The sequence below is a fragment of the Enterobacter sp. JJBC genome (assembly GCF_036936505.1).
GTDB lineage: Bacteria > Pseudomonadota > Gammaproteobacteria > Enterobacterales > Enterobacteriaceae > Enterobacter > Enterobacter hormaechei_C.
In genome coordinates this window covers 3,926,271-3,939,993 of sequence record NZ_CP136935.1, presented here as the reverse complement: position 1 = coordinate 3,939,993, position 13,723 = coordinate 3,926,271, and the positions used below count along the sequence as shown (strand labels likewise).

At 55.1% G+C, this 13,723-nt stretch carries 14 protein-coding genes and 1 tRNA gene; 10 read left to right on the top strand and 5 right to left on the bottom strand.

Annotated elements, in window-relative coordinates; genetic code table 11:
* Positions 1 to 42 precede the first annotated feature (42 nt).
* Positions 43 to 1,476, bottom strand: coding sequence for a 6-phospho-beta-glucosidase BglA (gene bglA, locus RY075_RS18925; protein WP_325773875.1), 1,434 nt, complete (start codon positions 1,474 to 1,476; stop codon positions 43 to 45).
* A gap of 116 nt (positions 1,477 to 1,592) precedes the next feature.
* Positions 1,593 to 2,324, bottom strand: coding sequence for a MurR/RpiR family transcriptional regulator (locus RY075_RS18920; protein ID WP_003863431.1), 732 nt, complete (start codon positions 2,322 to 2,324; stop codon positions 1,593 to 1,595).
* A 266-nt stretch (positions 2,325 to 2,590) separates the two neighbouring features.
* Between RY075_RS18920 and RY075_RS18915 the strand changes: the two genes are divergently transcribed.
* Complete coding sequence (locus RY075_RS18915) at positions 2,591 to 3,250, top strand: hemolysin III family protein (protein ID WP_003863433.1); 660 nt, start codon at positions 2,591 to 2,593, stop codon at positions 3,248 to 3,250.
* A gap of 85 nt (positions 3,251 to 3,335) precedes the next feature.
* Here RY075_RS18915 and ygfZ read toward each other — a convergent pair whose 3' ends face one another.
* Positions 3,336 to 4,316: a tRNA-modifying protein YgfZ gene (ygfZ, locus tag RY075_RS18910; protein ID WP_022649306.1), complete on the bottom strand. Its 981-nt coding sequence runs from the start codon at positions 4,314 to 4,316 to the stop codon at positions 3,336 to 3,338.
* A gap of 294 nt (positions 4,317 to 4,610) precedes the next feature.
* On the opposite strand from ygfZ, the gene sdhE reads away from it, so the two are divergent.
* Both sdhE and RY075_RS18900 read left to right on the top strand, forming a co-directional pair.
* On the top strand, positions 4,611 to 4,877 hold the full coding sequence (sdhE, locus tag RY075_RS18905) for an FAD assembly factor SdhE (protein ID WP_003863437.1): 267 nt from the start codon (positions 4,611 to 4,613) through the stop codon (positions 4,875 to 4,877).
* A complete protein-coding gene (locus RY075_RS18900; RefSeq protein ID WP_003863439.1) occupies positions 4,858 to 5,268 on the top strand; it encodes a protein YgfX in 411 nt (136 codons plus the stop codon). Before sdhE ends, RY075_RS18900 begins: the two co-directional genes overlap by 20 nt.
* Before the next feature lies 1 nt (position 5,269).
* On the opposite strand, the gene fldB is transcribed toward RY075_RS18900, so the two are convergent.
* Entirely contained in the window at positions 5,270 to 5,791 is a 522-nt protein-coding gene (gene fldB / locus RY075_RS18895) for a flavodoxin FldB (protein WP_003863440.1), read from the bottom strand.
* Between the two features lie 101 nt (positions 5,792 to 5,892).
* On the opposite strand from fldB, the gene xerD reads away from it, so the two are divergent.
* From xerD to lysS, 5 genes are all read left to right on the top strand, one after another.
* Positions 5,893 to 6,789 carry a site-specific tyrosine recombinase XerD gene (xerD, locus tag RY075_RS18890; protein WP_003863442.1) on the top strand — a complete coding sequence of 299 codons (897 nt, stop codon included), beginning with the start codon at positions 5,893 to 5,895 and terminating at the stop codon, positions 6,787 to 6,789.
* A 28-nt stretch (positions 6,790 to 6,817) separates the two neighbouring features.
* Positions 6,818 to 7,531, top strand: a complete 714-nt coding sequence (gene dsbC, locus RY075_RS18885; RefSeq protein WP_003863443.1) for a bifunctional protein-disulfide isomerase/oxidoreductase DsbC — start codon at positions 6,818 to 6,820, stop codon at positions 7,529 to 7,531.
* A 5-nt stretch (positions 7,532 to 7,536) separates the two neighbouring features.
* On the top strand, positions 7,537 to 9,270 hold the full coding sequence (gene recJ, locus RY075_RS18880; RefSeq protein ID WP_023314793.1) for a single-stranded-DNA-specific exonuclease RecJ: 1,734 nt from the start codon (positions 7,537 to 7,539) through the stop codon (positions 9,268 to 9,270).
* Between the two features lie 90 nt (positions 9,271 to 9,360).
* A protein-coding gene (prfB, locus tag RY075_RS18875) for a peptide chain release factor 2 (protein WP_096147815.1) occupies positions 9,361 to 10,459 on the top strand; the annotation gives its coding sequence in 2 pieces (ribosomal slippage) (positions 9,361 to 9,435 and positions 9,437 to 10,459; 1,098 coding nt in all).
* A gap of 9 nt (positions 10,460 to 10,468) precedes the next feature.
* Positions 10,469 to 11,986: a lysine--tRNA ligase gene (lysS, locus tag RY075_RS18870; RefSeq protein WP_325773874.1), complete on the top strand. Its 1,518-nt coding sequence runs from the start codon at positions 10,469 to 10,471 to the stop codon at positions 11,984 to 11,986.
* 48 nt (positions 11,987 to 12,034) lie between these two features.
* On the opposite strand, the gene idi is transcribed toward lysS, so the two are convergent.
* The gene (idi, locus tag RY075_RS18865) at positions 12,035 to 12,577 is read right to left on the bottom strand and encodes an isopentenyl-diphosphate Delta-isomerase (RefSeq protein ID WP_003863454.1); all 543 of its coding nucleotides are present in this window, start codon (positions 12,575 to 12,577) and stop codon (positions 12,035 to 12,037) included.
* Positions 12,578 to 12,740: 163 nt separating this feature from the next.
* On the opposite strand from idi, the gene actS reads away from it, so the two are divergent.
* Both actS and RY075_RS18855 read left to right on the top strand, forming a co-directional pair.
* Positions 12,741 to 13,481, top strand: a complete 741-nt coding sequence (actS, locus tag RY075_RS18860) for an amidase activator ActS (protein WP_022651807.1) — start codon at positions 12,741 to 12,743, stop codon at positions 13,479 to 13,481.
* 80 nt (positions 13,482 to 13,561) lie between these two features.
* Positions 13,562 to 13,635 (top strand) — tRNA-Gly (locus RY075_RS18855).
* Positions 13,636 to 13,723: the final 88 nt, after the last annotated feature.

Here is a 13,723-nt window from a genome sequence, read left to right as displayed (position 1 = left end):
GATAAGCGGTTTGCCCTCTCCGCTTGCAGAGAGGGCAAACCGTTACAGCGTTTCGCCGTTGCTGGCAATCACGGTTTTGTACCACTCAAAGCTTTTCTTACGGGAGCGGGACATGTCGCCGGTGCCGTCGTCGTGCTTGTTGACGTAGATAAAGCCGTAGCGCTTACTGTACTGGCCGGTGGTGAAGGAGACGCAGTCAATGCAGCCCCACGGGGTATAGCCCATCAGATCCACGCCGTCCCAGGTCACGGCCTTCATCATCTCTTCCACGTGGGCGCGCAGGTAGTCGATGCGGTAGTCATCGTTGATGCAGCCGTCCTCTTCCACTTTGTCGTAGGCGCCGAAACCATTTTCGACGATAAACAGCGGCTTCTGATAACGTTCGTACAGTTCGCACAGCGAATAGCGCAGGCCTACCGGATCAATCTGCCAGCCCCAGTCGGACGCCTTGACGTGTGGGTTCGGCACGCTGCCCTCGAAGCCGGAAATGGCGTCACCGGTGCCGCCTTCCGCTTTGACCGCGTTGGTCATGTAGTAGCTGAAACCTAAGTAGTCGCAGGTGCCCTCACGCAGGATCTGCTCGTCGCCCGCTTCCATCCTGATGGAGAACCCACGGCGCTCCCACTCGTTCAGCACGTAAGACGGGTAGTAGCCGCGCAGCTGCACGTCGGTAAAGACGTAGCGCTCGCGCATGGATTCCTGAGCAAACATGACGTCCTCTGGCTTGCAGGAGTAAGGATAGAGCGCCACCATCGCCAGCATGCAGCCGACTTTCATCTCCGGGTTAATGCGGCGTGCGGCTTTCACCGCCAGCGCGCTGGCCACGAACTGGTGGTGCAGCACCTGGTACATGGTCTCTTCCGGGTTGTCGTGCTCGGTATAGACCACGCCAGAGCAGCAGTAGCCGAACAGCGGCGCACGCCAGTTGCGCTGGTTGTTGATTTCGTTGAAGGTCATCCAGTATTTGACCTTATTTTTGTAGCGCTCAAATACCACTTCCGAGAAGCGCACAAAGAAATCGACCACTTTACGGTTGGTCCATCCGCCATATTCCTGAACGAGATGCAGCGGCATTTCAAAGTGGGAGAGGGTGATCACCGGCTCGATGTTGTACTTCAGCAGTTCATCGAACATGTCGTCGTAAAACTTCAGCCCCTCTTCGTTTGGCTGAGTTTCGTCGCCTTTCGGGAAGATGCGCGTCCAGGCGATGGAGGTACGGAAACATTTGAAGCCCATCTCGGCAAACAGCTTAATGTCTTCTTTGTAATGGCCATAGAAGTCGACGGCTTCGTGGTTCGGGTAATATTTGCCTTCAATCACTTCCTGCGTGATTTCACGCGGAACGCCGTGTGCGCCGCCGGTGAGCACGTCGCAGATGCTTGGCCCTTTGCCGCCTTTGTTCCAGCCGCCTTCAACCTGGTGCGCCGCCACCGCGCCGCCCCATAAAAAATCTTTCGGTAAGGTGAGTTTTTTCATCTTTGCTATTCTCAATTCAGGACTTATTGATTTCGAGTCTAGCAAAGCGGAATTAAATGTCACGATATAACAATTTGTGGAAATTGTAATTTGTCACATCAAAAAAACAGGATGTTTTATTCTGTTAGTTTCTTCGCCAGTTTTCGGCCTAATGATTCCAGAATATAGATGACGGGAATTTGCGTGGTGATATCGTAAACGCCGCCAATACGCGTTTGCGGGACATGCCAGGAGAGGTTAAAGTCCGCCAGCTTTGCGAGACGAGAATGTTCATGGCTGGTGACGGAGAGCACCTTGCAGTGGTGCAGGCTGAACTGGCTGGCGAAGCGCAGGATCTCCTCGGTTTCGCCGGAGACGGAGAGTACAATGGCCAGCGCATTTTTAGCCATGTCGTTAGTGACCGGGAAATAAGGATCGTCGATATGGTTACTGAATTTGCCGATATTTGAAAAGAAACGTGCGCCATATTTTGCCAGCGATCCGGAGGTGCCCGCACCGACAAAAATAATTCGTTCAGATGATAAAATAATATCGACGGCTTTATCTAATAGCGCATCAAACTCTTCGTTATTTACGCTTTTAAAGAAGCTGATAATTTCACTGGCACCAAAATTCGCCTGCTGCGGCTCGTTCTGCTCCAGATAGAGTTTAAAGCGCACCCGAAATTCCGAGTAACCATCGCAGTTGAGCTTGCGGCAGAAGCGCAGGATAGTGGTAGTGGAAACGCCCACCGCATCCGCCAGCTCGCGGATGGTCATGTACATCACTTTATCGCGGTTCTTAATGACATAGTTGTAGACCATCATTTCCAGATTGTTGAGGCTGGCAATGGCGGAATGGCTGAACATACTCACAATGGCTAAACTCGCTGTCGGACGCTATTCCTGAAGCATACCATGATGACGAAGGGCGGGAGACGGATTTATCTCCTTGATTACTCAGGTGTTAATAAAATCATTTACACCTGTGCGGTGGATTGCTTTTGCATTGTACTGATTTATAAGAATAAATCTTGATTATGGATTTATTTTAGCTAACAGGTGTTCACTGGAATCATTCTCAGTTAGCATAGACTGGCGATGAATAATCATCTTTTGTTTTCCCGGAGTTAAGTATGGTGAGCAGACCATTAATCGCACAGGGATATTCGCTGGCTGAGGAAGTAGCCAACAGTATAAGCCATGGCATTGGCCTGGTTTTTGGGATTGTCGGCTTAGTGTTATTGCTGGTACAGGCAGTGGATACCAACGCCAGCGCGATGGCCATTACCAGCTACAGCCTGTATGGCGGGAGTATGATCCTGCTTTTCCTTGCCTCAACGCTGTATCACGCGATTCCGCATCAACGGGCGAAGATATGGCTCAAGAAATTTGACCACTGCGCTATCTATCTTCTTATTGCGGGTACCTATACGCCGTTTTTGCTGGTGGGGCTCAACTCACCGCTGTCGCGTGGCCTGATGATTGTGATCTGGAGCCTGGCGCTACTGGGGATCTTGTTTAAGCTGACCATTGCGCACCGGTTTAAAGTGTTGTCGCTGGTTACCTATCTGACAATGGGCTGGCTGTCGCTGATTGTGGTGTATCAGTTAGCCATTAAGCTGGCGGTGGGGGGCGTGACGCTTCTGGCGGTGGGCGGTGTGGTCTACTCGCTGGGCGTGATTTTCTACGTCTGCAAGCGTATTCCGTACAACCATGCCATCTGGCACGGCTTTGTGCTGGGCGGCAGCGTGTGTCACTTCCTGGCAATTTATCTGTATGTTGGGCAGGTGTAGTTTTTTTGTAAGGTGCGGTCTGATGCCCTCACCCCGACCCTCTCCCACAGGGAGAGGGTGAATATCAACACCGGGCGATACAGCATCAATCTTCCAGTGAATACGGCAGCGGCTCAATGCTGAGCGTGTTTGCATCATCACGCACGCGGAACACGCTGTCGGGCTCCATATCATTATTCATGACAACCTGCACCAGCAGGCGGCCATCATCGAGCTGGACGGCGGCTAACACGGTGCCGGTACGGCGCCAGTTTTCGCCCATCTTCATTTCAAGATCTTCACCCGCTTCCGGCACACGGCTGGCGTGACCAGCCAGCGTCCACAGGGCGCGTTTGTTCGCGCCGCGGAATTTCGCACGCGCCACCATTTCCTGACCGGTGTAGCAGCCCTTCTTAAAGCTGATACCACCCAGCGCCTGGATGTTTGTCGCCTGCGGGATAAACTGCGCGCTGTTTGCCGCGTCAATGACCGGCAGGCCCGCTTCGATGTTCAGCGCCAGCCACTGCTGGCTGTTGTTGAGCTGTGCCTCACCGCGCAGGGCGTCAGTGACGCGTTCCGCCGTTGCTTCGTCGGTTACCAGCAGGAAGCGCTCCGCCGGGTGTTCGAACCACAGAATGGAGGTTGCTCCCTCGCTGACCAGCTGTTTTTCAGCATCCGGTAGCTCGGCAAACAGGTTTTTCAGCGCTGCACGCGCCTGGAAACCCGCGACCCCCAGCAGAACGTGTTCATCGTCCGGGGCGATGGTGACTTTAGAAAAGACCGCGTATTTTTTTAGCTCTTTAAGCTGGGCGTCACGCAGGCTGCGGCGCTCAATAAAGGCGAATCCGTCCTGACGGCGGAACAGACGCAGGTTGCTCCACATTTTGCCTTTTGGATCGCAATGCGCGGCCAGCAGATGCTGGTGCTCAGTCAACTGCGCCACGTCCGCCGTGACCTGGCCTTGCAGGTATTTTTCACTGTCCGCACCGGTCAGTGTCGCCAGTGCCCAGTCATCAAGAGTAATCAGCGTCAGCGGCAGACGCGCAGAGGCGGCGGGCTGGCGAGGAGAAAATGGTGTAAATGCCATAGTGATGTCCTGAATTGCTTAACGCTTTGATAATACCTAATGGTAAAAGAGACTGTATTCAATGCAAGCGCTTTCAGCAGGCCATTCGTGCCATTACGCGGTTATGCGTGGCGCTACGCAAAATAGTGTAATCCGCTGTCTTTATAAGGATTATTCAGGAAGCCTGCTCGAGGTTCGCAATATTCCAGTAAAGAAACGGTCAAAAACACGTTACACTAGCAGGTGTTCCCGGAGAGCAATAATGAATACCGAACGGGATACCGACTGTGCCAAACGTATTGCAGGAAACAGAACATGGATATTAACAACAAGGCCCGTATTCACTGGGCGTGCCGTCGCGGCATGCGTGAACTTGATATCTCCATCATGCCTTTTTTCGAGTATGAGTACGACAGCTTAAGCGATGACGATAAGCGCCTGTTTGTCCGTCTGCTTGAGTCTGACGATCCGGATTTATTCAACTGGCTGATGAATCACGGCAAGCCCGCCGACACCGAGTTGCAACGGATGGTGCAATTAATTCAAACACGGAATCAGGAACGTGGTCCTGTGGCAATCTGATCTTCGCGTCTCGTGGCGCTCACAGTGGATGTCCTTACTGCTCCACGGTCTGGTCGCGGCAATGGTGTTATTGGTGCCGTGGCCGCTAAGCTATACCCCTCTGTGGCTGCTTTTGCTGTCGTTTGTAGTGTTTGATAGCGTGCGCAGCCAGCGTCGAATCAACGCCCGTCAGGGTGAAATTAAGCTGCTGATGGATTCTCGCCTGCGCTGGCAGGGAAAAGAGTGGGAGATGATGGGGACGCCGTGGATGCTTAACACCGGGATGATGCTACGGCTGCGTCGGGTCGAGGACAACCGTCGCCAGCACCTGTGGCTGGCCGCAGACAGTATGGATCCCGCGGAGTGGCGGGATCTGCGCCGGCTAATCGTGCAACAGCCGACGCAGGAATAAATCAGCTAAACTGCTCGGCCATCTCACCCAGAATTTGTTCGCACCAGGTCTGGAGGCGCTCGTCGCTGAGATCGTACTGGTTGGTTTCATCCAGCGCGAGCCCGACAAACAGCTGGCCGTCGGCAATGACGGGTTTTGGGCTGGTGAACTCATAGCCTTCCGTAGGCCAGTAGCCGATAAACGTCGCGCCCTTTGGCGCCAGTTTGTCATGCAGCATGCCGAGCGCGTCGAGGAACCACTCCCCGTAGCCCAACTGGTCGCCCATGCCATACATCGCAATGATTTTGCCTTCAAAATTGACTGAATCGAGCTGATCCCAGATGGCTTCCCAGTCTTCCTGAATCTCACCAAAGTCCCAGGTAGGGATACCCAGAATCAGCACATCGTACTGCTCCATCAAGGCAACCGCGTCATCTTTCAGGTTATGCAACGTCACCAGTTCCGGGCCAATGATGTCACGAATTTTCTCCGCCGCCATTTCGGTGTAGCAGGTGCTGGAACCATAGAACAGACCAATATTCATCGCGTAACTATCTCAATTCTTGCTATGACTTTGCGCGTAGTGTACCAGAAACCGATGGCAATCAGGCATAATGGCCAGATTGCAGAACCAAAGGGGCTGATGTGGAAAAGGATCTCGCACTCATCGAACAGTTTCTCGACGCGCTGTGGCTGGAGAAAAACCTCGCTGAAAATACGCTCAGCGCCTATCGTCGGGATCTCACGCTGCTGGTCGAGTGGCTGGCGCATCGGGGGCTGACGCTTGAAAGCGCGCAAAGCGATGACCTGCAAGGGTTGCTGGCTGAGCGGATGGAAGGGGGGTACAAAGCCACCAGCTCCGCGCGTCTGCTGAGCGCCATGCGCCGCCTGTTCCAGCACCTGTACCGCGAGAAGATCCGCGCGGATGACCCCAGCGCACTGCTGGCATCGCCTAAACTGCCTCAGCGGCTGCCAAAAGATCTCAGCGAAGCACAAGTTGAGAGATTATTACAGTCGCCCGCAGTTGACCTTCCGCTGGAGTTACGCGATAAAGCCATGCTTGAACTATTGTATGCCACGGGCTTGCGCGTTTCCGAGCTGGTGGGCCTGACGATGAGCGATATCAGCCTGCGTCAGGGCGTGGTGCGCGTTATCGGTAAAGGGAACAAAGAAAGGCTGGTGCCGCTGGGTGAAGAGGCGGTCTACTGGCTGGAGACGTATCTGGAACACGGGCGTCCGTGGCTGCTGAACGGCGTCTCCATAGATGTATTGTTCCCGAGCCAGCGCGCGCAGCAGATGACGCGACAAACGTTCTGGCATCGCATTAAACATTACGCCACACTGGCGGGTATTGACAGTGAGAAGCTGTCGCCGCACGTTTTGCGTCACGCCTTCGCGACGCATCTGTTAAACCACGGCGCTGATTTACGCGTGGTGCAGATGTTGCTTGGACACAGCGATCTTTCAACGACGCAAATATACACCCATGTCGCGACGGAACGCCTGCGGCAGCTACACCAACAGCACCACCCTCGCGCGTGAGTGCCGACGAATTGTTACAGGAACATATATGAAAAAGTCTTTAGCGCTGTTCACCCTGCTGGCAGCTTCGGTTTCCGGTTTTGCCCATGCGGATGATGCCGCCATTAAACAGTCTCTGACGAAACTCGGCGTCGCCAGCAGCGAGATCCAGCCAGCGCCGGTGGCTGGCATGAAAACGGTGCTGACCAACAGCGGCGTGCTGTACGTGACCGAAGACGGTAAGCACATCATTCAGGGACCCATGTACGACGTGAGCGGCGCGCAGCCGGTGAACGTCACCAACCAGCTGCTGATGAAAAACCTGAACGCGCTCGAAAAAGAGATGATTGTCTACAAAGCGGCGCAGGAAAAGCACGTTATTACCGTCTTCACCGACATCACCTGCGGCTACTGCCACAAGCTGCATGAAGAGATGAAAGACTACAACGCGCTGGGCATTACCGTGCGTTACCTGGCTTTCCCACGTGCTGGCGTGCAGAGCCAGCCTGAGCAGGATATGAAAGCGATCTGGTGTGCGAAAGACCGCAACAAGGCCTTTGATGACGCGATGAACGGCAAAGGCGTGAAGCCCGCGTCCTGCGATATCGACATCGCTAACCATTACGCGCTGGGCGTACAGTTTGGCGTGAGCGGTACGCCAGCCATTGTGCTGAGTAACGGCTATGTGGTGCCGGGCTACCAGGGGCCAAAAGAGATGAAAGCGTTCCTCGACGAGCACCAGAAACAGATGGGTGGTAAATAATTCGCGTGAAAGCCCCGATAAAACTGCGCCGCCGCGATGCGGGTGAAACCGCGGATTTACCAGACACGCTTCCGCTGCTGCTAAAGCGGCTGTACGCCAGCCGTGGCGTGCGTACGGCAAGCGATCTTGAGCGCAGCGTCAAAGGCATGCTGCCCTGGCAAGCGCTGAGTGGCATCGAACAAGCGACTGAAATGCTCTACAACGCGTTCCGGGAAGGCACGCGGATTGTCGTGGTGGGCGATTTCGATGCCGACGGCGCAACCAGTACCGCGCTGAGCGTACTCAGCCTGCGTGCGCTGGGCTGCGATAACGTGGCTTACCTGGTGCCGAACCGGTTTGAAGACGGCTACGGCCTCAGCCCGGAAGTGGTCGATCAGGCCCATGCCCGTGGCGCACAGATGATCATGACCGTGGATAACGGGATCTCTTCTCATGCGGGGGTCGATCATGCCCATGCGCTGGGGATCCCGGTACTGGTCACCGATCACCACCTGCCAGGCGAAACTCTGCCTGCCGCCGAAGCCATCATTAACCCGAACCTGCGCGACTGCGATTTCCCGTCGAAATCGCTGGCCGGAGTAGGGGTGGCGTTTTATCTGATGCTGGCGTTACGCACGTTGCTGCGTGATAAGGGCTGGTTCGAATCGCGCGGGATTGCCGTGCCGAACCTCGCGGAGTATCTCGATCTGGTGGCGCTGGGAACCGTGGCGGACGTGGTGCCGCTCGATACCAATAACCGTATTCTCACCTGGCAGGGCTTAAGCCGCATTCGGGCAGGTAAATGCCGTCCGGGGATTAAGGCGCTGCTGGAAATTGCCAACCGCGATCCGCTGAAGCTCGCGGCAAGCGATTTGGGTTTTGCCCTCGGCCCGCGCCTGAACGCGGCGGGGCGGCTGGACGATATGTCGGTTGGCGTCGCGCTGCTGCTGTGTGACAACATCGGCGAAGCGCGCGTGCTGGCCAGTGAGCTGGACGCACTCAACCAGACCCGTAAAGAGATTGAGCAGGGGATGCAGGCCGAAGCACTGACCCTTTGCGAAAAGCTGGAGCGCAGCGGTGACACCCTGCCGGGCGGGCTGGCGATGTATCACCCCGAATGGCACCAGGGCGTGGTGGGCATTCTGGCGTCGCGTATTAAAGAGCGTTTCCACCGCCCGGTGATCGCGTTCGCCCCCGCCGGGGACGGCACGCTGAAAGGCTCCGGTCGTTCCATTCAGGGGCTGCATATGCGCGATGCGCTGGAGCGTCTGGATACGCTGCATCCGAACCTGATGATTAAGTTCGGCGGTCACGCGATGGCGGCAGGCCTGTCGCTGGAAGAGGCGAAGTTCGACGAGTTCCAGCGTCTCTTTGGCGAACTGGTCACCGAGTGGATCGATCCGGCTCTGTTGCAGGGTGAAGTGGTTTCTGACGGTGAGCTTTCACCGGCTGAAATGACCATGGAGGTGGCGCAGATGCTGCGCGATGCCGGCCCGTGGGGGCAGATGTTTCCGGAGCCGCTTTTCGACGGACGTTTTCGTTTGTTGCAACAGCGCATCGTGGGCGAACGCCATCTCAAAGTGATGGTGGAACCGGTCGGCGGCGGACCGCTGCTCGACGGCATCGCCTTTAACGTTGATACCTCCATCTGGCCGGACAACGGCGTGCGCGAGGTTGAGCTGGCCTATAAGCTGGATATTAACGAGTTCCGTGGTAACCGCTCCCTTCAGCTCATCATCGACAATATCTGGCCAATTTAGCGTCAGTAATCTCTATAAAAAAGGGCGTGGATTCGGTACAATCCCGCTCTTATCACCGCATTTTGACAAGCTCATAAAAGAAAACAGACCATGTTTGAAATTAATCCGGTAAAAAACCGCATTCAGGACCTCACGGAGCGCTCTGACGTTCTTAGGGGGTATCTTTGACTACGATGCCAAGAAAGAGCGTCTCGAAGAAGTAAACGCCGAGCTGGAACAGCCGGACGTCTGGAACGAACCTGAGCGCGCGCAGGCGCTGGGTAAAGAGCGTTCTTCCCTCGAAGCCATCGTAGATACGCTGGATCAAATGGCGCAGGGTCTGGAAGATGTTTCTGGGCTGCTGGAGCTGGCTGTCGAAGCCGACGACGAAGAAACCTTTAACGAAGCCGTGGCAGAGCTCGACGTGCTGGAAGAGAAGCTGGCGCAGCTGGAATTCCGTCGCATGTTCTCCGGCGAATACGATAGCGCTGACTGCTATCTCGATATTCAGGCAGGTTCTGGCGGTACCGAAGCACAGGACTGGGCGAGCATGCTGATGCGCATGTACCTGCGCTGGGCGGAAGCGCGCGGTTTCAAAACCGAGATTATCGAAGAATCCGAAGGTGAAGTGGCGGGTATTAAATCCGTCACCATCAAGATTATTGGCGATTACGCCTACGGCTGGCTACGTACTGAAACCGGCGTTCACCGCCTGGTGCGTAAGAGCCCGTTCGATTCCGGCGGCCGTCGTCACACCTCCTTCAGCTCCGCGTTTGTCTACCCGGAAGTGGATGAAGATATCGATATCGACATCAACCCGGCGGACCTGCGTATCGACGTTTACCGCGCATCCGGCGCGGGTGGTCAGCACGTTAACCGTACGGAATCTGCGGTGCGTATTACCCACATTCCAACCGGGCTGGTAACACAGTGCCAGAACGACCGTTCCCAGCATAAGAACAAAGACCAGGCCATGAAGCAGATGAAAGCGAAGCTTTATGAGCTGGAGATGCAGAAGAAAAATGCTGAGAAGCAGGCGATGGAAGACAACAAGTCCGATATCGGCTGGGGCAGCCAGATCCGTTCTTACGTCCTTGATGACTCCCGCATCAAAGACCTGCGCACCGGGGTTGAAACCCGTAACACGCAGGCGGTGCTGGACGGCAGCCTGGACCAATTTATCGAAGCAAGTTTGAAAGCAGGGTTATGAGGAACCAACATGTCTGAACAACAAGCACAGGGCGCTGACGCGGTAGTCGATCTTAACAACGAACTGAAAACCCGCCGCGAGAAGCTGGCAGCGCTGCGCGAGCAGGGCGTGCCGTTCCCGAACGATTTTCGTCGTGACCACACCTCAGACCAACTGCACGCAGACTTCGACGGTAAAGAGAACGAAGAGCTGGAAGCGCTGAACGTTGAAGTGTCCGTGGCGGGCCGCATGATGACCCGTCGTATCATGGGTAAAGCGTCCTTCGTGACCTTACAGGACGTTGGCGGCCGCATTCAGCTGTACGTCTCTCGTGACGACCTGCCGGAAGGCATCTACAACGAGCAGTTCAAGAAGTGGGACCTGGGCGACATCCTGGGCGCGAAAGGTAAACTGTTCAAAACCAAGACCGGTGAACTGTCTATCCACTGCACCGAGCTGCGTCTGCTGACAAAAGCCCTGCGCCCGCTGCCGGACAAGTTCCACGGTTTGCAGGATCAGGAAGCGCGCTATCGTCAGCGTTACCTGGATCTCATCTCTAACGATGAATCCCGTAAGACCTTCAAAATTCGCTCCCAGATCATGGCCGGCATTCGCCAGTTCATGGTTAACCGCGACTTTATGGAAGTAGAAACCCCGATGATGCAGGTGATCCCAGGTGGAGCCTCCGCTCGTCCGTTCATCACCCATCACAACGCCCTGGACCTGGACATGTACCTGCGTATCGCGCCGGAACTGTACCTGAAGCGTCTGGTGGTCGGCGGTTTTGACCGCGTGTTTGAGATCAACCGTAACTTCCGTAACGAAGGTATCTCCGTACGTCATAACCCAGAGTTCACCATGATGGAACTCTATATGGCCTATGCGGATTACAAAGATCTGATCGAGCTGACCGAATCCCTGTTCCGCACCCTGGCGCAGGACATTCTGGGCACCACCCAGGTACCTTACGGTGAAGAGGTGTTCGACTTCGGCAAGCCGTTCGAAAAACTGACCATGCGCGAAGCGATCAAGAAATACCGTCCTGAAACCAATATGGCGGATCTGGATAACTTCGACTCTGCGAAAGCGATCGCTGAAAGCATCGGTATTAAGGTTGAGAAGAGCTGGGGTCTGGGCCGTATCGTGACCGAGATCTTCGAAGAAGTGGCCGAAGCGCACCTGATTCAGCCTACCTTCGTCACCGAATACCCGGCGGAAGTGTCTCCGCTGGCGCGTCGTAATGACGAGAACCCGGAAATCACTGACCGCTTCGAATTCTTCATCGGGGGCCGCGAAATCGGTAACGGCTTTAGCGAGCTGAACGATGCAGAAGATCAGGCGCAGCGCTTCCAGGATCAGGTTAACGCGAAAGCGGCAGGCGATGACGAAGCGATGTTCTTCGACGAAGACTACGTGACCGCGCTGGAGCACGGCCTGCCGCCGACGGCTGGCCTGGGTATTGGTATCGACCGTATGGTGATGCTGTTCACCAACAGCCACACCATTCGCGACGTGATCCTGTTCCCGGCGATGCGTCCGGTGAAATAAGCCGTTAAGACGTAAAAAAAGCCCCGTGCGTTTATCGCCGGGGCTTTTTTATTGCGCCGCGAAGGCGCTGAGTTTTTCACGCGCAGTGTTCGCTTCTTGCACCATCCACGGGCTAAATGCCCACGGTGTGGCGTCCAGCGCGCGGAATAGCGCGTCCAGCTCCACCCACTGATACTCCATCACTTCATCGTCATTGATTGCGAGGGTATTCGTTACGCGGGCGGCATAGACCGGGCAGATTTCGTTTTCAACGATCCCTGACGGGTCGGCTTCACGGTAGCGGAACTCCGGGGCAATGGGGGTGATGTCTGTGATTTCGGCGCCGACTTCAAAGCGGCAGCGGCGGATAATCGCCTGCTCTGTCGCTTCGTCGGCCTGTGGATGACCACAAACGGAGTTGGTCCATACGCCGGGCCAGGCTTTTTTACTTAAGGCGCGACGGGTGATCAGACATTCTCCGTTAGCGTTAAACAGCCATGAAGAGAAGGCCAGGTGTAGCGGGGTGTGTGACGTGTGCGCGGCGTACTTCTCCTGAGTGCCAATCACTTTTCCCTGGTCATTTACCAAAATAACGTGTTCTTGAATACTCATTGATGCTCCAGTGCCAAAATGCTTAATGGTTCAGCACCATCAGCGGAATTATTATACTGCATTCTTATGCGAACGGTTTGGCCCACAGAGCGGAAAAGGGCATGACCCGCATCAGTTTGGGCTGCTATCATAGTGCGCCATTCACGCTGACCGAGGAGCTGTTTTGTTTGCAGGAAGCCTGACGAGAAACCCGATCATTGCCGTTTTCTGCCTAACGCTGACGCTACTTGTAGCAGGATGCTCGGGGAGTAAATCTTCGGATATGGGCAGTTATTCCGGTGCAGTCTATACCGTTAAGCGCGGGGACACGCTCTACCGCATCTCACGCGCCACGGGAACCAGCGTGAAGGAGCTGGCGCGCCTGAATAATATCTCTCCACCGTATACTATTGAGGTAGGGCAGAAGCTCAAGGTTAACGGCGGTTCCTCCTCAGGGAAAAAGTCCTCAACGCGTAAAACAGCCAAAGTCACGCCATCCTATCAGGTGCCTAAATCATCCTGGCCGCCGGTCGGTCAGCGCTGCTGGATCTGGCCTGCAAGCGGAAAAGTGGTTGCGCCGTACTCGCTCTCGGAAGGTGGCAATAAAGGTATTGATATCGCTGCCGCACGCGGCACGCCGGTTTACGCTTCAGGGGCCGGGAAGGTGGTCTATGTCGGTAACCAGCTTCGTGGATACGGTAACCTGATCATGATTAAGCATGGTGAGGACTACATTACGGCGTATGCGCATAACGACACGATGCTGGTCAATAACGGGCAGAACGTGAAGGCGGGGCAGAAGATTGCGACCATGGGCAGTACCGGGACGGATACGGTGAAGCTGCACTTCCAGATCCGCTATAAGGCCACAGCCATCGATCCGCAGCGTTATCTTCCGGCGCAGGGCAGTAAGCCGAAGTGCTAAGTGATTATTTAATCGCCACTTAGTGGGGTAAAGGCTTGTATGAAGAGGCGTAAGGTCTATAATGCCTTACGCACCTCAAAGCGGGCGTAGTTCAATGGTAGAACGAGAGCTTCCCAAGCTCTATACGAGGGTTCGATTCCCTTCGCCCGCTCCAAACTCAAGTCTCCTGAAGTCTACCAAACTCAATTTTTCCTTGATAAATCAGCAGTTATAGCATTCTATTAGTCTATTGAACTCAATTG